At 66.1% G+C, this 17,519-nt stretch carries 22 protein-coding genes; all 22 read left to right on the plus strand.

Features of this window, described 5'->3' with window-relative positions:
• The first annotated feature begins 176 nt into the window (after positions 1-176).
• Positions 177-4,052 (plus strand): DNA-directed RNA polymerase subunit beta', encoded by a 3,876-nt coding sequence (locus AB0C16_RS11905; protein WP_357681648.1) that lies wholly within the window; start codon positions 177-179, stop codon positions 4,050-4,052.
• Positions 4,053-4,626: 574 nt separating this feature from the next.
• The gene (gene rpsL, locus AB0C16_RS11910; protein ID WP_049572713.1) at positions 4,627-5,001 is read left to right on the plus strand and encodes a 30S ribosomal protein S12; all 375 of its coding nucleotides are present in this window, start codon (positions 4,627-4,629) and stop codon (positions 4,999-5,001) included.
• A gap of 2 nt (positions 5,002-5,003) precedes the next feature.
• Positions 5,004-5,474: a 30S ribosomal protein S7 gene (gene rpsG, locus AB0C16_RS11915; protein WP_138670613.1), complete on the plus strand. Its 471-nt coding sequence runs from the start codon at positions 5,004-5,006 to the stop codon at positions 5,472-5,474.
• A 37-nt stretch (positions 5,475-5,511) separates the two neighbouring features.
• Positions 5,512-7,611, plus strand: coding sequence for an elongation factor G (gene fusA, locus AB0C16_RS11920; protein WP_357681650.1), 2,100 nt, complete (start codon positions 5,512-5,514; stop codon positions 7,609-7,611).
• Positions 7,612-7,776: 165 nt separating this feature from the next.
• Positions 7,777-8,970: an elongation factor Tu gene (gene tuf, locus AB0C16_RS11925; RefSeq protein ID WP_357681652.1), complete on the plus strand. Its 1,194-nt coding sequence runs from the start codon at positions 7,777-7,779 to the stop codon at positions 8,968-8,970.
• Positions 8,971-9,244: 274 nt separating this feature from the next.
• A complete protein-coding gene (gene rpsJ / locus AB0C16_RS11930) occupies positions 9,245-9,553 on the plus strand; it encodes a 30S ribosomal protein S10 (protein WP_012887830.1) in 309 nt (102 codons plus the stop codon).
• A gap of 14 nt (positions 9,554-9,567) precedes the next feature.
• Positions 9,568-10,221, plus strand: a complete 654-nt coding sequence (gene rplC / locus AB0C16_RS11935; RefSeq protein WP_357681654.1) for a 50S ribosomal protein L3 — start codon at positions 9,568-9,570, stop codon at positions 10,219-10,221.
• Positions 10,218-10,877, plus strand: a complete 660-nt coding sequence (gene rplD / locus AB0C16_RS11940; protein WP_357681656.1) for a 50S ribosomal protein L4 — start codon at positions 10,218-10,220, stop codon at positions 10,875-10,877. The genes rplC and rplD overlap by 4 nt, the downstream gene beginning before the upstream one ends.
• An 83-nt stretch (positions 10,878-10,960) precedes the next feature.
• On the plus strand, positions 10,961-11,263 hold the full coding sequence (gene rplW, locus AB0C16_RS11945; protein ID WP_357682067.1) for a 50S ribosomal protein L23: 303 nt from the start codon (positions 10,961-10,963) through the stop codon (positions 11,261-11,263).
• Positions 11,264-11,367: 104 nt separating this feature from the next.
• The gene (rplB, locus tag AB0C16_RS11950; RefSeq protein WP_357681658.1) at positions 11,368-12,204 is read left to right on the plus strand and encodes a 50S ribosomal protein L2; all 837 of its coding nucleotides are present in this window, start codon (positions 11,368-11,370) and stop codon (positions 12,202-12,204) included.
• An 11-nt stretch (positions 12,205-12,215) separates the two neighbouring features.
• Positions 12,216-12,494, plus strand: a complete 279-nt coding sequence (gene rpsS / locus AB0C16_RS11955; RefSeq protein WP_357681660.1) for a 30S ribosomal protein S19 — start codon at positions 12,216-12,218, stop codon at positions 12,492-12,494.
• A 29-nt stretch (positions 12,495-12,523) separates the two neighbouring features.
• Positions 12,524-12,877 carry a 50S ribosomal protein L22 gene (rplV, locus tag AB0C16_RS11960; protein ID WP_350803932.1) on the plus strand — a complete coding sequence of 118 codons (354 nt, stop codon included), beginning with the start codon at positions 12,524-12,526 and terminating at the stop codon, positions 12,875-12,877.
• Positions 12,877-13,722, plus strand: a complete 846-nt coding sequence (gene rpsC, locus AB0C16_RS11965; RefSeq protein WP_357681662.1) for a 30S ribosomal protein S3 — start codon at positions 12,877-12,879, stop codon at positions 13,720-13,722. Before rplV ends, rpsC begins: the two co-directional genes overlap by 1 nt.
• A 2-nt stretch (positions 13,723-13,724) precedes the next feature.
• Positions 13,725-14,144 carry a 50S ribosomal protein L16 gene (rplP, locus tag AB0C16_RS11970; protein ID WP_189126389.1) on the plus strand — a complete coding sequence of 140 codons (420 nt, stop codon included), beginning with the start codon at positions 13,725-13,727 and terminating at the stop codon, positions 14,142-14,144.
• Between the two features lie 82 nt (positions 14,145-14,226).
• Positions 14,227-14,463, plus strand: coding sequence for a 50S ribosomal protein L29 (rpmC, locus tag AB0C16_RS11975; protein WP_189126388.1), 237 nt, complete (start codon positions 14,227-14,229; stop codon positions 14,461-14,463).
• Positions 14,456-14,749, plus strand: a complete 294-nt coding sequence (gene rpsQ / locus AB0C16_RS11980; RefSeq protein WP_357681665.1) for a 30S ribosomal protein S17 — start codon at positions 14,456-14,458, stop codon at positions 14,747-14,749. The genes rpmC and rpsQ overlap by 8 nt, the downstream gene beginning before the upstream one ends.
• Positions 14,750-14,939: 190 nt before the next feature.
• Entirely contained in the window at positions 14,940-15,311 is a 372-nt protein-coding gene (rplN, locus tag AB0C16_RS11985; RefSeq protein WP_026214151.1) for a 50S ribosomal protein L14, read from the plus strand.
• 8 nt (positions 15,312-15,319) lie between these two features.
• On the plus strand, positions 15,320-15,619 hold the full coding sequence (rplX, locus tag AB0C16_RS11990; protein WP_357682069.1) for a 50S ribosomal protein L24: 300 nt from the start codon (positions 15,320-15,322) through the stop codon (positions 15,617-15,619).
• On the plus strand, positions 15,619-16,194 hold the full coding sequence (gene rplE / locus AB0C16_RS11995; RefSeq protein ID WP_214633183.1) for a 50S ribosomal protein L5: 576 nt from the start codon (positions 15,619-15,621) through the stop codon (positions 16,192-16,194). Before rplX ends, rplE begins: the two co-directional genes overlap by 1 nt.
• Positions 16,195-16,196: 2 nt before the next feature.
• Positions 16,197-16,382 carry a type Z 30S ribosomal protein S14 gene (locus tag AB0C16_RS12000; protein WP_357681667.1) on the plus strand — a complete coding sequence of 62 codons (186 nt, stop codon included), beginning with the start codon at positions 16,197-16,199 and terminating at the stop codon, positions 16,380-16,382.
• 179 nt (positions 16,383-16,561) lie between these two features.
• Complete coding sequence (gene rpsH / locus AB0C16_RS12005; RefSeq protein ID WP_106253393.1) at positions 16,562-16,960, plus strand: 30S ribosomal protein S8; 399 nt, start codon at positions 16,562-16,564, stop codon at positions 16,958-16,960.
• Positions 16,961-16,976: 16 nt separating this feature from the next.
• Positions 16,977-17,519 (plus strand): 50S ribosomal protein L6, encoded by a 543-nt coding sequence (gene rplF / locus AB0C16_RS12010; protein WP_357681669.1) that lies wholly within the window; start codon positions 16,977-16,979, stop codon positions 17,517-17,519.

Consider the following 17,519-nt stretch of genomic DNA (forward strand, 5'->3'; position numbering starts at 1 on the left):
CATCAAGGAGATGCAGTCGCTCTGCCTCAACGTCGAGGTGCTCTCCAGCGACGGCATGTCCATCGAGATGAGAGACACCGACGAGGACGTCTTCCGCGCGGCGGAGGAGCTCGGCATCGATCTGTCCCGGCGTGAGCCGAGCAGCGTGGAAGAAGTCTGAGGGGGAGATCGCACACATGCTAGACGTCAACTTCTTCGACGAGCTCAGGATCGGCCTCGCTACGGCCGACGACATCCGCCAGTGGTCCCACGGCGAGGTGAAGAAGCCGGAGACCATCAACTACCGGACTCTCAAGCCGGAAAAGGACGGGCTCTTCTGCGAGAAGATCTTCGGCCCGACCCGCGACTGGGAGTGCTACTGCGGCAAGTACAAGCGCGTCCGGTTCAAGGGCATCATCTGTGAGCGCTGTGGCGTCGAGGTGACTCGCGCCAAGGTGCGTCGTGAGCGGATGGGCCACATCGAGCTGGCCGCGCCGGTCACGCACATCTGGTACTTCAAGGGCGTCCCGTCGCGCCTCGGCTACCTGCTCGACCTGGCCCCGAAGGACCTGGAGAAGGTCATCTACTTCGCGGCGTACATGATCACGCATGTCGACACCGAGATGCGTGAGCGTGACCTGCCCTCGCTGGAGGCCAAGATCTCCGTCGAGCGGCAGCACATCGAGCAGCGCCGCGACGCCGACGTCGAGGCCCGGCAGAAGAAGCTCGAGGCCGACCTGGCCGAGCTCGAGGCCGCCGGCGCCAAGGGCGACCAGCGCCGCAAGGTGCGTGAGGGCGCCGAGCGTGAGATGCGCCAGCTCCGCGACCGGGCCCAGCGTGAGCTGGACCGGCTCGAGGAGGTCTGGAGCCGCTTCAAGAACCTCAAGGTCCAGGACCTCGAGGGCGACGAGCTGCTCTACCGCGAGATGCGTGACCGCTTCGGCCGCTACTTCAAGGGCGGCATGGGCGCGCAGGCGATCCAGGACCGCCTGATCAGCTTCGACCTCGACGCCGAGGCCGAAAACCTGCGCGAGACCATCCGCAGCGGCAAGGGCCAGAAGAAGGCCCGCGCGCTCAAGCGGCTCAAGGTCGTGTCGGCGTTCCTCAACACGACCAACTCGCCGCGCGGCATGGTGCTCGACTGCATCCCGGTCATCCCACCGGACCTGCGCCCCATGGTGCAGCTCGACGGTGGCCGGTTCGCGACGTCCGACCTCAACGACCTCTACCGCCGGGTCATCAACCGCAACAACCGTCTCAAGCGTCTGCTCGACCTCGGCGCGCCCGAGATCATCGTGAACAACGAGAAGCGGATGCTCCAGGAGGCCGTCGACGCGCTGTTCGACAACGGCCGCCGCGGTCGCCCGGTCACCGGTCCCGGCAACCGCCCGCTCAAGTCCCTCAGCGACATGCTGAAGGGCAAGCAGGGTCGGTTCCGCCAGAACCTCCTGGGCAAGCGAGTCGACTACTCCGGCCGTTCGGTCATCGTCGTCGGCCCGCAGCTCAAGCTCCACCAGTGCGGCCTGCCCAAGCAGATGGCGCTGGAGCTGTTCAAGCCGTTCGTGATGAAGAGGCTGGTCGATCTCAACCACGCCCAGAACATCAAGTCGGCCAAGCGGATGGTCGAGCGGGCCCGTCCCGTCGTGTGGGACGTGCTCGAAGAGGTCATCACCGAGCACCCGGTGCTGCTCAACCGCGCTCCGACGCTCCACCGTCTGGGCATCCAGGCCTTCGAGCCGCAGCTGGTCGAGGGCAAGGCCATCCAGATCCACCCGCTGGTCTGCACCGCGTTCAACGCCGACTTCGACGGCGACCAGATGGCCGTGCACCTGCCGCTGTCGGCTGAGGCCCAGGCCGAGGCTCGCATCCTGATGCTCTCGACCAACAACATCCTCAAGCCGGCCGACGGCAAGCCCGTGACGATGCCCACCCAGGACATGGTCATCGGCCTCTACTGGCTGACCACCCAGAAGGACGGCGCCACGGGAGAGGGCCGGGTCTTCGGCTCGATCGCCGAGGCCCACATGGCGTTCGACCGCAACGAGCTGGACATCCAGGCGAAGATCCAGATCCGGCTCAAGGACGTCCTGCCGCCCCGTGACTGGGTCGCGCCGGAGGGCTGGGAGCAGGGCGACCCGATCCGTCTGGAGACGACGTTCGGGCGGTGCCTGTTCAACCAGACGCTGCCCCTGAGCTACCCGTTCGTCAACTTCCAGGTCGGCAAGAAGCAGCTGTCCACGATCGTGAACGAGCTGGCCGAGACCTATCCCAAGGTCGAGGTCGCCAACTCGCTCGACGCGCTCAAGGACGCGGGCTTCCGCTGGGCGACCCGTTCCGGTGTCACGATCTCGATCGACGACGTGGTCGCGCCGCCGAACAAGGCCGAGATCATGGAAAACTACGAGCGCCGGGCCGACAAGGTCCAGCGCGAGTACGAGCGTGGTCTGATCACCGACGAGGAGCGCCGTCAGGAGCTCATCGAGATCTGGACCCACGCGACGGCCGACGTCGAGACCGACATGGTCAACGCCTTCCCGGCGACCAACCCGGTCTGGATGATGGTCAACTCCGGTGCCCGAGGCAACAAGATGCAGGTGCGTCAGATCGCCGGCATCCGTGGCCTGGTGTCCAACACCAAGGGTGAGACGATCCCGCGCCCGATCAAGGCCTCGTTCCGTGAGGGTCTGTCGGTGCTCGAGTACTTCATCTCGACCCACGGACAGCGGAAGGGTCTGGCCGACACCGCGCTGCGCACCGCCGACTCGGGTTACCTGACCCGTCGTCTGGTGGACGTGGCGCAGGACGTCATCGTGCGCGAGATCGACTGCGGCACCGACCGCGCGGTCCCGCTCAACGTCGGCGACCGTGACGCGTCGGGCAACCTGGTCAAGGCCGAGAACGCCGAGTCCAACGTGCACGGCCGCATCCTGGCCGAGGACGTCGAGGTCGATGGCAAGGTCGTCGTCCCGGCCGGCGTGGACATCAACGACATCCACGTCACCAAGCTGGTCGAGGCCGGCGTCGAGACGGTCCGCACCCGCAGCGCTCTGGTCTGCGAAGCCAAGATCGGTGTCTGCGCGACCTGCTACGGCCGCTCGCTGGCCACCGGCAAGCTCGTGGACGTCGGCGAGGCGGTCGGCATCATCGCCGCCCAGTCGATCGGTGAGCCGGGCACGCAGCTGACGATGCGTACCTTCCACACCGGTGGTGTGGCGGGCGCCGACATCACCCACGGTCTGCCCCGAGTCCAGGAGCTCTTCGAGGCGCGCATCCCCAAGGGTGTCGCCCCGATCTCCGAGGCGGAGGGCCGGGTCCGGATCGACGAGACCGACAAGGCCAGGAAGATCGTCATCACCCCGGACGACGGGTCCGAGGAGATCGCCTACCCGGTCTCGATGCGTTCGCGCCTGCTCGTCTCGGAGGGCCAGCGGGTCTCCGTCGGCCAGCAGCTGGTCGCCGGTGCGGTCAACCCCAACGAGGTGCTGCGCATCCTCGGCCCGCGGGCCGTGCAGCTGCACCTGGTGGCGGAGGTCCAGCAGGTCTACCGGTCGCAGGGTGTGTCGATCCACGACAAGCACATCGAGATCATCGTGCGGCAGATGCTCAAGCGCGTGAACGTGCTCGAGTCCGGTGAGACCGACCTGCTGCCCGGCGAGCTCGTCGAGCGCCCGCGCTTCGAGCAGATGAACCGCGAGACGGTGGCGGAAGGCGGCTCCCCGGCCGCCGGTCGCCCGGTCCTCATGGGCATCACGAAGGCGTCGCTCGCCACCGAGTCGTGGCTGTCGGCGGCCTCCTTCCAGGAGACGACCAGGGTCCTGACGGACGCGGCGATCCACGCCAAGTCCGACTCGCTCCTGGGCCTGAAGGAGAACGTCATCATCGGCAAGCTCATCCCGGCCGGCACGGGCATGCCCCAGTACCGCAACATCCGGGTCGAGCCGACCGAGGAGGCCAAGGCCGCCATGTACACCGTGGGCGGCTACGACGGCTCCGCGGCCGACTACACCTTCGGCACCGGCAGCGGCGAGGCCGTGCCGCTGGAGGAGTACGACTTCGGCCAGTACAACCGATGAAAACTCGGTAACCATCCTGTGGTGCGCGCGCCCGGGCCTCATTTCGGAGGGGCCCGGGCGCGTCGCGTCTGTGCGGAGGCCAGGCGCTTCTCGGCGTGTCCGGGGGCGTCTCAGTACGGTTCCGGCGGGGGAGCGAACTCTGGCCGCTGTGGATGGCCGGGTACTTTCACCAGGTGCGGGCACGTCCTGGAGGTCCTTGTTCTGCCGGATGGGCCGCAGGACGGTGGACGTGCCTATATCATGTCCGAGGAGCAGTAGCCGGGCCTTGATGGGATGGGCCGCGCGGACTGGGAGCGGGAAGGCTGGTAGCCTTGCCGCGCCGTTTTGACGTGTCGCGCGAGCCTGGTAGCCTAGACCATCGTGCCCGTTCTTGCGGGCTCTCGATCGTGCGCTCATTACGGTGGCGCAGGTCGGCTTCCTGGCTCGTGGTCCTCGTGGATGTGTCTGTGCTGACAGCGCGACACGCCCGAGCGCGGGGGCGCGGAAGCAAGGACAAATCGCAGGTCATGACACCGGCAGAACCTGCGAATTGAAGAATGACGTAACACCGGCCAAGGCACGAAACGGAGTGGCAGTGCCCACTATTCAGCAGTTGGTCCGCAAGGGCCGGCAGGACAAGGTCTCAAAGACCAAGACTCCTGCCCTCAAGGGGAGTCCGCAGCGGCGCGGTGTGTGCCAGCGCGTCTACACCACTACCCCGAAGAAGCCCAACTCGGCGCTCCGCAAGGTCGCCCGAGTGCGGCTCACCAACGGCATCGAGGTCACGGCCTACATCCCCGGTGTGGGCCACAACCTGCAGGAGCACTCCATCGTGCTCGTGCGTGGCGGTCGTGTGAAGGACCTGCCGGGTGTTCGCTACAAGATCATCCGTGGCTCGCTGGACACCCAGGGTGTCCGCAACCGCAAGCAGGCCCGCAGCCGTTACGGCGCGAAGAGGGAGAAGAGCTAACAATGCCTCGCAAGGGTTCTCCTGGCCGTCGTCAGCTCATGTCTGACCCGGTCTACAGTTCGCCGCTGGTCACCGCCCTGATCAACAAGGTGCTTCTGGACGGCAAGCGCTCCATCGCGCAGTCGATCGTCTACGGCGCCCTCGAGGGCTGCAGGGACAAGACGGGCAACGACCCGGTCGTCACCCTGAAGCGCGCGCTTGACAACGTCAAGCCGACCCTCGAGGTCCGCAGCCGTCGCGTCGGTGGCGCGACCTACCAGGTGCCGGTCGAGGTGCGCGCGGCGCGCAGCACCACCCTGGCCCTGCGCTGGCTGGTGCAGTACTCCCGCGCCCGCCGCGAGAAGACCATGACCGAGCGCCTCATGAACGAGCTCCTCGACGCCAGCAACGGTCTCGGGGCGTCTGTCAAGAAGCGTGAGGACACCCACAAGATGGCCGAGTCCAACAAGGCCTTCGCCCACTACCGCTGGTAATCCGGCGGTTCGACGAGACGACGAGGACGCGAGAGAAGTGGCCACCACGACCGCACTAGACCTGGCCAAGGTCCGCAACATCGGGATCATGGCCCACATCGACGCGGGCAAGACCACCACCACCGAGCGCATCCTGTTCTACACCGGCATCAACTACAAGCTCGGTGAAACCCATGAGGGCGCTGCCACCATGGACTGGATGGAGCAGGAGCAGGAGCGCGGCATCACCATCACGTCTGCCGCGACGACGTGCGAGTGGCTCGGTCACACCATCAACATCATCGACACTCCCGGGCACGTCGACTTCACCATTGAGGTGGAGCGCTCGCTTCGCGTCCTCGACGGCGCTGTTGCAGTCTTCGACGGCGTCGCCGGTGTCGAGCCGCAGTCGGAGACGGTGTGGCGTCAGGCCGACCGTTACAACGTGCCCCGCATCTGCTTCGTGAACAAGATGGACCGGGTCGGCGCGGAATTCCACCGCTGCGTCGACATGATGATCACCCGCTTGGGTGCCACTCCGGCCGTCGTTCAGCTTCCGTGGGGTGTCGAGGCCAACTTCAGAGGCGTCATCGACCTCGTGAAGATGAAGGGCCTGCTCTGGAGCGAAGAGGCCGCCAAGGGCGAGATGTACGACGTCGTCGACATCCCGGCCGACCACGCCGAGTCCGCTCGCGAGTGGCGCGACAAGCTGGTCGAGACGGTGGCCGAGAACGACGACGAGCTGATGGAGCTCTACCTCGAGGGCACCGAGCCCACCGAGGATCAGCTGGTCGCGGCCCTCCGGCGCGCGACGGTGGCCGGCAGCGTCAACCCGGTTCTCACCGGCACCGCGTTCAAGAACAAGGGCGTCCAGCCCCTGCTCGACGCGATCGTCGCCTACCTCCCCGCGCCGACCGACATCCCGGCTTTCAAGGGCCACGCGGTCGGCAACGAGGAGAAGGTCGTCGAGCGTCACGCGGACCCGACCGAGCCGTTCGCCGCGCTGGCATTCAAGATCATGAGTGACCAGCACCTTGGCCGGCTCACCTACATCCGCGTCTACTCGGGCACCCTCGAGGCCGGTTCCGCCGTCGTCAACTCCGTGAAGGGGAAGAAGGAGCGGATCGGCAAGATCTACCAGATGCACGCCAACAAGCGCGAAGAGCGCTCGAGCGCGCATGCCGGTCAGATCGTCGCGGTCATGGGTCTGAAGGACACCACCACCGGTGACACCCTGTCCGACCCGGCCGACCAGGTCGTGCTCGAGTCGATGACGTTCCCGGCTCCGGTCATCAACGTGGCCATCGAGCCCAAGACCAAGGGCGACCAGGAGAAGCTGTCGACCGCGATCCAGCGGCTGGCCGAAGAGGACCCGTCCTTCCAGGTCCGTCGTGACGAGGAGACCGGCCAGACGGTCATCTGGGGCATGGGCGAGCTTCACCTTGAGATCCTCGTCGACCGCATGCGTCGCGAGTTCAAGGTCGAGGCCAACGTCGGCCGTCCCCAGGTCGCCTATCGTGAGACCATCCGCCGCAAGGTGGAGAAGGTCGACTACACCCACAAGAAGCAGACCGGTGGTTCCGGCCAGTTCGCGCGGGTGATCATCAACCTCGAACCTCTGGGCGAAGGCAACGACGGCTACGAGTTCGAGAACAAGGTCACGGGTGGCCGTGTCCCGAGGGAGTACATCCCCTCGGTCGACGCGGGCGCCCAGGAGGCCGCCGAGTTCGGTGTGCTGGCCGGTTACCCGATGGTGGGCGTGAAGGTGACGCTGACCGACGGTGCCGCGCACGACGTCGACTCCTCGGAAATGGCCTTCAAGATCGCCGGCTCGATGGCCTTCAAGGAGGCCGCGCGCAAGGCTGACGCTGTTCTCCTCGAACCGATGATGGCCGTCGAGGTCACCACGCCTGAGGATTACATGGGTGATGTCATCGGAGACCTCAACGGTCGCCGCGGGCAGATCCAGGCGATGGACGAGCGGGCCGGAGCCCGAGTCGTCCAGGCGCTCGTGCCGCTGTCTGAGATGTTCGGCTACGTGGGTGACCTGCGTAGCAAGACGCAGGGGCGCGCGAGCTACAGCATGCAGTTCGACTCCTACGCGGAGGTGCCTCCGGGCATCGCCAAGGAGATCGTCGCGAAGGCCCGGGGCGAATAGTCCCGGGACCCCAACGGAGGGGCGCCGAGTGATCGGCGCCCGGCCGTCAAAGGGGCCTCGGCCCCTGGCAGGGCGACCTCTGGTCGCCCCGCCGCCGAGGGGTTCGGGAACACCCGGGCCCGAGTGTGCAGACGAAAGTCAGTCAGATTCTCAAGGAGAGAACCAGTGGGCAAGGCCAAGTTCGAGCGGAACAAGCCGCACATGAACATCGGCACCATTGGGCATATCGACCACGGTAAGACCACGCTGACCGCGGCGATCACCAAGGTGCTCCACGACCGTTACCCCGAGCTGAACGCGGCTACGCCGTTCGACAAGATCGACAAGGCGCCGGAGGAGAAGGCCCGCGGTATTACGATCTCCATCTCGCACGTCGAGTACCAGACCGACAAGCGCCACTACGCTCACGTGGACTGCCCCGGTCACGCCGACTACGTGAAGAACATGATCACCGGTGCCGCCCAGATGGACGGCGCGATCCTCGTGGTCGCCGCCACCGACGGCCCGATGCCGCAGACGAAGGAGCACGTCCTCCTGGCCCGCCAGGTCGGCGTCCCCTACATCGTCGTGGCCCTCAACAAGTCCGACATGGTCGACGACGAGGAGATCCTGGAGCTCGTCGAGCTCGAGGTTCGTGAGCTCCTGTCCGCTCAGGAGTTCCCCGGCGACGACCTGCCGGTCGTGCGCGTCTCGGCGCTCAAGGCGCTCGAGGGCGACCAGAAGTGGGCCGACAGCATCATCGAGCTGATGAACGCCGTCGACGAGAACGTGCCCGAGCCGCCCCGTGAGACGGAGAAGCCGTTCCTCATGCCGGTCGAGGACGTCTTCTCGATCACCGGTCGCGGCACGGTCGTCACCGGCCGTATCGAGCGCGGCATCGTCAAGGTCAACGAGCAGGTCGACATCATCGGCATCAAGCCGGAGAAGACGACGACCACCGTCACCAGCATCGAGATGTTCAACAAGATGCTCGACGAGGGTCACGCGGGCGACAACGCCGCCCTGCTGCTCCGCGGCATCAAGCGCGACGACGTCGAGCGCGGCCAGTGCATCATCAAGCCGGGCACGACGACCCCGCACACCGAGTTCGAGGGTCAGGTCTACATCCTGTCCAAGGACGAGGGCGGCCGTCACACGCCGTTCTTCAACAACTACCGTCCTCAGTTCTACTTCCGTACGACTGACGTGACCGGTGTGGTGAACCTCCCCGAGGGCACCGAGATGGTCATGCCGGGCGACAACACCGAAATGCGCGTTGAGCTGATCCAGCCCATCGCCATGGAGGAAGGCCTGAAGTTCGCGATCCGTGAGGGTGGCCGCACCGTCGGCGCCGGCCGGGTCGTAAAGATCATCAAGTAGTTCGATCGCGGAGTGGCGGTCGGCTCCGGCATCGGGACCGACCGCCACACCACGGAGGGCGGGAGCCGGCACGGCTCCCGCCACCTGGCTCCACGAGAAAGCCGTGATCTCGCAGTGGCTTCGGCAAGTGGCCGAAGTGACTGCCGGATCACGGAAGACACGACAGATCCAAGACGTCTGTCACGTGGGGTCGTGCGGGCTTCGACCCGCATGAACAGCGGCAACAGGCCGCACGATACTTTTTCAGACGACAGCGAAGGACACCGAGGCCATTATGGCGGGACAGAAGATCCGCATCCGGCTTAAGGCCTATGACCACGAGGTCATCGATAGCTCGGCCAAGAAGATCGTCGAGACGGTGACGCGGACTGGCGCGAAGGTCGCGGGCCCGGTGCCGCTGCCGACCGAGAAGAACGTGTACTGCGTCATCCGCTCGCCGCACAAGTACAAGGACAGCCGCGAGCACTTCGAGATGCGCACGCACAAGCGGCTGATTGACATCATCGACCCGACGCCCAAGACGGTTGACTCGCTCATGCGGCTCGACCTCCCCGCGGGCGTCGACATTTCGATCAAGCTCTGAGGGAACACACTGACATGGCTAAGACGATCAAGGGCGTCCTGGGCAAGAAGCTCGGCATGACCCAGGTCTTCGACGCGGACAACCGGATGGTCCCGGTCACCGTGGTCGAGGCCGGTCCGTGTGTGGTGACCCGGGTCCGCACGGCCGACAAGGACGGCTACTCCGCCGTCCAGCTCGGCTTCGGGCAGGTCGACCCCCGGAAGGTCAACAAGCCGCTCGGCGACTACCTGCGTAAGCACGACATCACCCCGCGCCGTTACTTCGCGGAGATCCGCACCGACGACGCGAGCGACTACACCCTGGGCCAGGAGCTGCTGGCCGACACCTTCGAGGCCGGCCAGTTCGTCGACGTGACGGGCAAGAGCAAGGGCAAGGGCTTCGCCGGTGTCATGAAGCGTCACGGCTTCAAGGGTCTGGGCGCGTCGCACGGTACGCAGCGCAAGCACCGCTCGCCGGGTTCCATCGGTGGCTGCGCCACCCCGGGCCGCGTATTCAAGGGGCTGCGCATGGCTGGTCGGATGGGTAACGTCCGCACCACCGTGCAGAGCCTGAAGGTTCACGCCGTCGACGCCGAGAAGGGCCTCATCCTGATCAAGGGTGCGATCCCCGGTGCCAACGGCAGCCTGGTCCTCGTCCGCACCGCTGCCAAGAAGGGGGCTGCCAAGTGACCAGCGTTGGAAACAGCATTGACGTCCTCGACGCCAGCGGCGCCAAGACCGGCACCGTCGACCTGCCCGAAGAGATTTTCGGCGCCAAGGTCAACGTGCCGCTGATCCACCAGGTGGTCGTGGCCCAGCTCGCCGCTCGCCGGCAGGGCACCCACAAGACCAAGACCCGTGGTGAGGTCAGGGGCGGCGGCAAGAAGCCGTACCGCCAGAAGGGCACCGGCCGCGCCCGTCAGGGTTCGACCCGCGCACCGCAGTTCGCCGGTGGTGGCGTCGTCCACGGCCCGGTCCCGCGTGACTACTCGCAGCGGACGCCCAAGAAGATGAAGGTCGCCGCCCTGCGCGGCGCCCTGTCCGACAGGGCGGCCGGCGGTCGCGTGCACGTGGTGAGCGGCCTGGTCACCGGCGAGACGCCGAAGACCAAGTCGGCGCTGCAGGCGCTCCGCAAGATCACCCAGTCCAGGACCGTCCTCGTCGTGGTCGACGAGGCGGACGAGATGACCTGGCTGAGCCTGCGCAACGCTCCCGAGGTCCACCTGCTGGACGCCGGGCAGCTCAACACCTACGACGTGCTCTGCCACGACGACGTGGTCTTCACCCAGGAGGCGTACGACCAGGTCGTGGCGCGGCTGAGCCAGGGCGGGAAGGAAGACGCCTGATGGAGGACAACATCGACCAGCAGGACGTCGACCAGCAGCAGATCGCTGTCGAGCCCGCCGAGCCCGGGAAGCCCAAGGGCCGGCTGGTCAGGGTCTCCGACCCGCGCGACGTCATCATCAAGCCGGTCGTCTCTGAGAAGAGCTACGGCCTGATCGACGAGAACAACAAGTACACGTTCCTGGTGAGGAAGTCCGCGAACAAGACCCAGATCAAGATCGCGGTTGAGCAGATCTTCGGGGTCAAGGTCACCAGCGTGAACACGATCAACCGGCAGGGTAAGCGCAAGCGGACCCGCACCGGTTTCGGCAAGCGACCCGACACCAAGCGCGCGATCGTGAGCCTGGGTGGGGACGATCGGATCGACATCTTCGGTCAGATCGGCTAGCAGCCATAGAAGTTGAGCGGACCACACGGTCCGTAAGGGCAGAGACCGCCGCATCTCGGTGCGGCGGGCTCACCCATGTAACCGACGAAGGATGAACGAAAAAGATGGGCATCCGTAAGTACAAGCCGACGACCCCGGGTCGCCGCGGCTCGAGTGTCTCGGACTTCTCCGAGATCACCCGCAGCACGCCCGAGAAGTCGTTGCTTGCGCCCCTTCACGGCAAGGGCGGCCGCAACGTACACGGCCGGGTCACCGCACGCCACCAGGGCGGCGGTCACAAGCGCGCCTACCGGATCATCGACTTCCGGAGGCATGACAAGGACGGCATTCCGGCGAAGGTCGCTCACATCGAGTACGACCCCAACCGCACCGCCAACATCGCTCTGCTCCACTACGCCGACGGCGAGAAGCGCTACATCATCGCGCCGACGGGCCTCAAGCAGGGCGACCGTATCGAGAACGGCCCCGCGGCCGACATCAAGCCGGGCAACTGCCTGCCGCTGCGCAACATCCCGACCGGTACCTTCATCCACGCGGTGGAGCTCCGTCCGGGCGGCGGCGCCAAGCTCGGTCGCTCCGCGGGCGCCCAGATCCAGCTGCTCGCGAAGGAAGGCCAGTACGCCACGCTGCGTATGCCGTCCGGTGAGATGCGCATGGTCGACGTGCGCTGCCGGGCCGCGGTCGGCCAGGTCGGCAACGCCGAGCAGGCCAACATCAACTGGGGCAAGGCCGGCCGCATGCGGTGGAAGGGCAAGCGCCCGACCGTCCGCGGTGTCGCGATGAACCCCGTCGACCACCCGCACGGTGGTGGTGAGGGCAAGACCTCCGGTGGTCGCCACCCGGTGAACCCGAAGGGCAAGCCCGAGGGCCGCACCCGCCAGGCCAACAAGTCCAGCGACCGGCTGATCATCCGTCGTCGTAGCAAGAGGAAGAAGCGGTAGGAGCAGCCGAAATGCCACGTAGCCTTAAGAAGGGTCCCTTCGTGGACGACCACCTGGCTAAGAAGGTGGACGCCCAGAACGAGAAGGGCACCAAGAACGTCATCAAGACGTGGTCGCGGCGCTCCATGATCGTGCCTGACATGCTCGGGCACACGATCGCCGTGCACGACGGCCGCAAGCACGTCCCGGTGTTCGTCACCGAGTCGATGATCGGCCACAAGCTGGGAGAGTTCGCCCCGACGCGCACCTTCCGCAGCCACGTCAAGGAAGACCGCCGCAGCCGGCGATAAACAGCCTTCAGAAGTAAGAGGAGTAAGCGATGGAAGCCAGGGCTCAGGCGCGGTTCGTCCGCGTCACGCCCCAGAAGGCCCGCCGCGTGGTGGACCTTATTCGCGGGCTGCCCGCTTCGGAGGCGCAGGCCGTGCTGCAGTTCGCTCCCCAGTCGGCGAGCGAGCCGATCTACAAGGTGCTCTCCAGCGCCATGGCGAACGCAGAGCACAATTTCGATCTCGACCCTCAGTCGCTCGTCGTGAGCCGCGCGTGGGTCGATGAGGGCCCGACGCTGAAGCGGTTCCGTCCGCGTGCCCAGGGTCGTGCCTATCGGATCAACAAGCGGACGAGCCACATCACCGTGATCGTGGAGTCCCGCGAGCCGAAGGGAAGGACCCGATAGTGGGCCAGAAGGTTAACCCGCACGGGTTCCGCCTCGGCATCACGACCGACTTCAAGAGCCGGTGGTACGCCGACAAGCTGTACAAGTCGTACGTCGCCGAGGACGTGGCGATCCGTCGCATGCTGCAGAAGGGCATGGAGCGGGCCGGCATCTCCAAGGTGGAGATCGAGCGTACGACCGACCGCGTCCAGGTCGACATCCACACCGCGCGTCCGGGCATCGTCATCGGCCGCCGCGGCGCCGAGGCCGACCGCATCCGCGGCGACCTGGAGAAGCTGACCAAGAAGCAGGTCCAGCTCAACATTCTCGAGGTGAAGAACCCCGAGATCGACGCCCAGCTCGTCGCGCAGGGTGTCGCCGAGCAGCTCTCCAGCCGTGTCTCGTTCCGCCGCGCCATGCGCAAGGCGATGCAGTCGGCCATGAAGAGCGGTGCCAAGGGCATCCGGGTCCAGTGCTCGGGTCGTCTTGGCGGCGCCGAGATGTCGAGGTCGGAGTTCTACCGCGAGGGTCGTGTGCCGCTGCACACGCTTCGCGCGGACATCGACTACGGCTTCTACGAGGCCCGCACCACCTTCGGCCGCATCGGCGTGAAGGTGTGGATCTACAAGGGTGAGGCTCCGACGAGCCGCGCCGAGCGCGAGGCGGCTGCCGCCGGTGCTCGTGCCGGCCAGCGTCGCGAGCGTGACGACCGTAGGGGTGGCGGCGGCGAGCGTCCCCGTCGCGGTGGCGCCGGTGGCGCTCGCCGTGGCGGTGGCCGCACCGAGCGCGCCCCCAGGACCGAGGCGGCCGCGCAGGCCGCCCCTGAGACCGGCCCGGCTGCGCAGCCGGGTGCTGAAGGGAGCTGACCATGCTGATCCCGCGCAGGGTCAAGCACCGCAAGCAGCACCGGCCCGACCGCAGTGGCGCCGCCAAGGGCGGCACCAGGGTCGTGTTCGGCGAGTTCGGCATCCAGGCGATTGAGCACTCCTACGTGACCAACCGCCAGATCGAGTCGGCTCGTATTGCGATGACCCGTCACATCAAGCGTGGTGGAAAGGTGTGGATCAACATCTACCCCGACCGCCCGCTGACCAAGAAGCCGGCCGAGACCCGCATGGGCTCCGGTAAGGGTTCGCCCGAGTGGTGGATCGCCAACGTCAAGCCGGGGCGCGTCATGTTCGAGCTTTCTGGTGTCGCCGAGCCGATTGCCCGTGAGGCACTCACTCGCGCCATCCACAAGCTCCCCATGAAGTGCAAGATCGTTAAGCGTGAAGTTGGTGACGCCTGATGTTCGCTGCGCGAACCACAAGCTCCCCATGCAGCGCCGATGAAACCAGCAGGATCGTTAAGCGTGAAGTGGGTGAGGCGTGATGGCTAAGAGCCTGACCGCCGGCGAGCTGCGGGTGGAGGACCAGGACACCCTGGTCCAGAAGCTCAAGGAAGCCAAGGAGGAGCTGTTCAACCTCCGCTTCCAGGCAGCGACCGGACAGTTGGAGAGCCACGGGCGGCTGCGTGCCGTCCGCCGCGAGATCGCCCGTATCTACACCGTGATGCGCGAGCGCGAGCTTGGCATCATCACGGTCGAGAAGGAGACGAGCGATGGCTGAGACCGAGATCACCGAGACCACCGAGACGAACGACGCGCGGAACTTCCGCAAGGTCCGTGAGGGCCTGGTCGTCAGCGACAAGATGGACAAGACCGTCGTCGTCGCCGTCGAGGACCGCGTCAAGCACCGTCTGTACGGCAAGGTCATCCGCCGTACGACCAAGTACAAGGCGCACGACGAGGCCAACGCCTGTGGCGTGGGCGACCGCGTGCTCCTGATGGAGACTCGTCCGCTCTCCGCCACCAAGCGGTGGCGGGTCGTCGAGATCCTCGAGAAGGCCAAGTAAGCCTTCCCGGATATATACCGCGCCTCGTGGGGGGTGGAGACACCCCCCATGACGGTGTCCAAGGACGCGAGGCCCACACGGCTCGCGTCGCCTGCGGTGCGGCCCTCCGGGGCTGTGGCCGGAGGAACAAGACAACATCAGGTTCCGCCAGGCTCAGAAATGAGAACCGGCGCGACTAACAGGAGTGAACGTGATCCAGCAGGAGTCGCGGCTCAAGGTCGCCGACAACACGGGTGCCAAGGAGATCCTTTGCATCCGCGTTCTCGGTGGCTCGGGCCGACGCTACGCCGGTATCGGCGACGTGATCGTCGCCACTGTCAAGGACGCGCTGCCCGGCAGCACGGGCGTCAAGAAGGGCGATGTGGTCAAGGCCGTCATCGTCCGCACGGTCAAGGAGCGCCGCCGGCCTGACGGCTCCTACATCCGCTTCGACGAGAACGCCGCCGTCATCATCAAGGACAGCGGCGACCCTCGCGGCACCCGTATCTTCGGCCCGGTCGGCCGTGAGCTGCGCGACAAGAAGTTCATGCGCATCATTTCGCTCGCGCCGGAGGTGCTGTAATGCCGAAGCTGCATGTGAAGAAGGGTGACCTCGTCCAGGTCATCGCCGGCAAGGACAAGGGTGCCAAGGGGCATGTGATCGCCACCTTCCCGCGCGAGGACCGCGTGGTGGTCGAGGGCGTCAACATGATCAAGAAGCACACCAAGGAGACCCACCAGGGTCCGCGCGGCGCCAAGACCGGCGGCGTGCAGACCATGGAGGCTTCCATCCACGTGAGCAACGTGAAGAAGCTCAAGGACGACAAGCCCGCGGACAAGCCCGCCGACAAGAAGGCCGACAAGGCCGACGAGACGGGTGAGGACAGCTGATGACTGCCACCACCACTGAGACCGAGCGTCCGACGCCGCGCCTCAAGACGAAGTACCGCGAGGAGATCGCGGCCAAGCTTCGCGAGGACTTCGGCATCGAGAACGTCATGCAGATCCCCGGCCTGGTGAAGATCAAGGTCAACATGGGTGTCGGCGAGGCGGCTCGCGACTCGAAGCTCATCGAGGGCGCTGTCCGTGACCTCACGGTGATCACCGGCCAGAAGCCGGCCGTCGTCCGGGCCCGCAAGTCCATCGCCCAGTTCAAGCTGCGCGAGGGCATGCCGATCGGCGCGCACGTCACGCTCCGGGGCGACCGGATGTGGGAGTTCCTCGACAGGCTGCTGTCGCTGGCGCTGCCCCGCATCAGGGACTTCCGCGGCCTGTCGCCCAAGCAGTTCGACGGCAACGGCAACTACACGTTCGGCCTGACCGAGCAGGTCATGTTCCACGAGGTCGACCAGGACAAGGTCGACCGGCCGCGAGGCATGGACATCACGGTCGTGACCACCGCGAAGAACGACGACCAGGGCCGGGCGCTGCTGAAGCTCCTCGGGTTCCCCTTCAAGGAGGCCTGATCATGGCGAAGAAGTCGCTGATCGCCAAGGCAAAGCGTAAGCCGAAGTTCGACGTCCGGGCCTACACCCGGTGCACCCGCTGTGGCCGGCCCCGCGCCGTCTACAGGAAGTTCGGGCTCTGCCGTGTGTGCTTCCGCGAGATGGCGCACCGGGGCGAGCTGCCTGGCATCACCAAGTCCAGCTGGTAGTTACCCTTGGGGACGGGCTGCGTTCGCGCAGGGCCGTCCCCGACGGTGCGCCAGCCGTACATATTCAGAAATCAGATTCCGGGTGCTCTCGACGAGAGTGCCCATGACCACGCCGAAGGTCCACCGGCAGAGCATCGCGCTTGGCCGACTGGAAACCGCGGCGAGGAAGGCCACTGGCCATGACGATGACCGACCCCATCGCAGACATGCTCACACGTCTGCGTAATGCGAATTCGGCGTACCACGAAAGCGTGTCGATGCCGTACTCGAAGATCAAGGCGCATATCGCCGAGATCCTCCAGCAGGAGGGTTACATCCAGGCTTGGACCGTCGAAGACGCCAAGGTTGGCAAGAACCTCGTGGTGGAGCTCAAGTTCGGCCCGACCCGTGAGCGGTCGCTCGCGGGCCTGCGCCGGGTGTCGAAGCCCGGACTGCGGGTTTATGCGAAGAAGGACAACCTGCCTCGAGTTCTGGGAGGGCTGGGCGTCGCGATCATCTCGACCTCGGCCGGGCTCATGACCGACAAGCAGGCCGGCAAGCGTGGTGTGGGCGGGGAAGTCCTCGCCTACGTCTGGTAGAGGGGAGGAACACAGCATGTCACGAATCGGACGGCTGCCCATCCCTGTGCCGAGTGGCGTAGACATCACGATCGACGGCCGCGATGTCCAGGTCAAGGGCCCGAAGGGCACGCTTTCTCACACGGTCGCCGAGCCCATCACCGTGGCTCGCGATGACGACGGCGCGATCGCCGTGACCCGGCCCAACGACGAGAACAAGGTCCGTGCGCTGCACGGCCTGTCCCGGACGTTGATCGCCAACATGGTGCAGGGCGTCACGCAGGGTTACTCCAAGACCCTGGAGATCGTCGGCGTCGGTTACCGCGTCCAGGCCAAGGGCCCGACGCAGCTGGAGTTCGCACTGGGCTTCAGTCACCCGGTCATCGTCGACGCCCCCGACGGCGTCACCTTCCGCGTCGACAAGCCGACCCTGTTCCACGTGGACGGCATCGACAAGCAGAAGGTCGGCGAGGTCGCGGCCAACATCCGTAAGTTGCGCAAGCCCGACCCCTACAAGGGCAAGGGTGTGCGTTACCAGGGCGAACAAATCCGCCGCAAGGTCGGAAAGGCTGGTAAGTAG

Origin of the sequence: Nonomuraea sp. NPDC048916, from assembly GCF_040649575.1 — a bacterium.
Lineage (GTDB): Bacteria > Actinomycetota > Actinomycetes > Streptosporangiales > Streptosporangiaceae > Nonomuraea.

Coding starts and splice junctions, on each gene's coding strand:
- rplC (WP_357681654.1), top strand. CDS start 9,568: ATGGCTAAGACGATCAAGGGCGTCCTGGGCAAGAAGCTCGGCATGACC.
- rpsS (WP_357681660.1), top strand. CDS start 12,216: ATGCCACGTAGCCTTAAGAAGGGTCCCTTCGTGGACGACCACCTGGCT.
- rplV (WP_350803932.1), top strand. CDS start 12,524: ATGGAAGCCAGGGCTCAGGCGCGGTTCGTCCGCGTCACGCCCCAGAAG.
- rpsH (WP_106253393.1), top strand. CDS start 16,562: ATGACGATGACCGACCCCATCGCAGACATGCTCACACGTCTGCGTAAT.
- rpsJ (WP_012887830.1), top strand. CDS start 9,245: ATGGCGGGACAGAAGATCCGCATCCGGCTTAAGGCCTATGACCACGAG.
- rplP (WP_189126389.1), top strand. CDS start 13,725: ATGCTGATCCCGCGCAGGGTCAAGCACCGCAAGCAGCACCGGCCCGAC.
- rpsQ (WP_357681665.1), top strand. CDS start 14,456: ATGGCTGAGACCGAGATCACCGAGACCACCGAGACGAACGACGCGCGG.
- AB0C16_RS11905 (WP_357681648.1), top strand. CDS start 177: ATGCTAGACGTCAACTTCTTCGACGAGCTCAGGATCGGCCTCGCTACG.
- rplB (WP_357681658.1), top strand. CDS start 11,368: ATGGGCATCCGTAAGTACAAGCCGACGACCCCGGGTCGCCGCGGCTCG.
- rplE (WP_214633183.1), top strand. CDS start 15,619: ATGACTGCCACCACCACTGAGACCGAGCGTCCGACGCCGCGCCTCAAG.
- rpmC (WP_189126388.1), top strand. CDS start 14,227: ATGGCTAAGAGCCTGACCGCCGGCGAGCTGCGGGTGGAGGACCAGGAC.
- rpsG (WP_138670613.1), top strand. CDS start 5,004: ATGCCTCGCAAGGGTTCTCCTGGCCGTCGTCAGCTCATGTCTGACCCG.
- AB0C16_RS12000 (WP_357681667.1), top strand. CDS start 16,197: ATGGCGAAGAAGTCGCTGATCGCCAAGGCAAAGCGTAAGCCGAAGTTC.
- rplF (WP_357681669.1), top strand. CDS start 16,977: ATGTCACGAATCGGACGGCTGCCCATCCCTGTGCCGAGTGGCGTAGAC.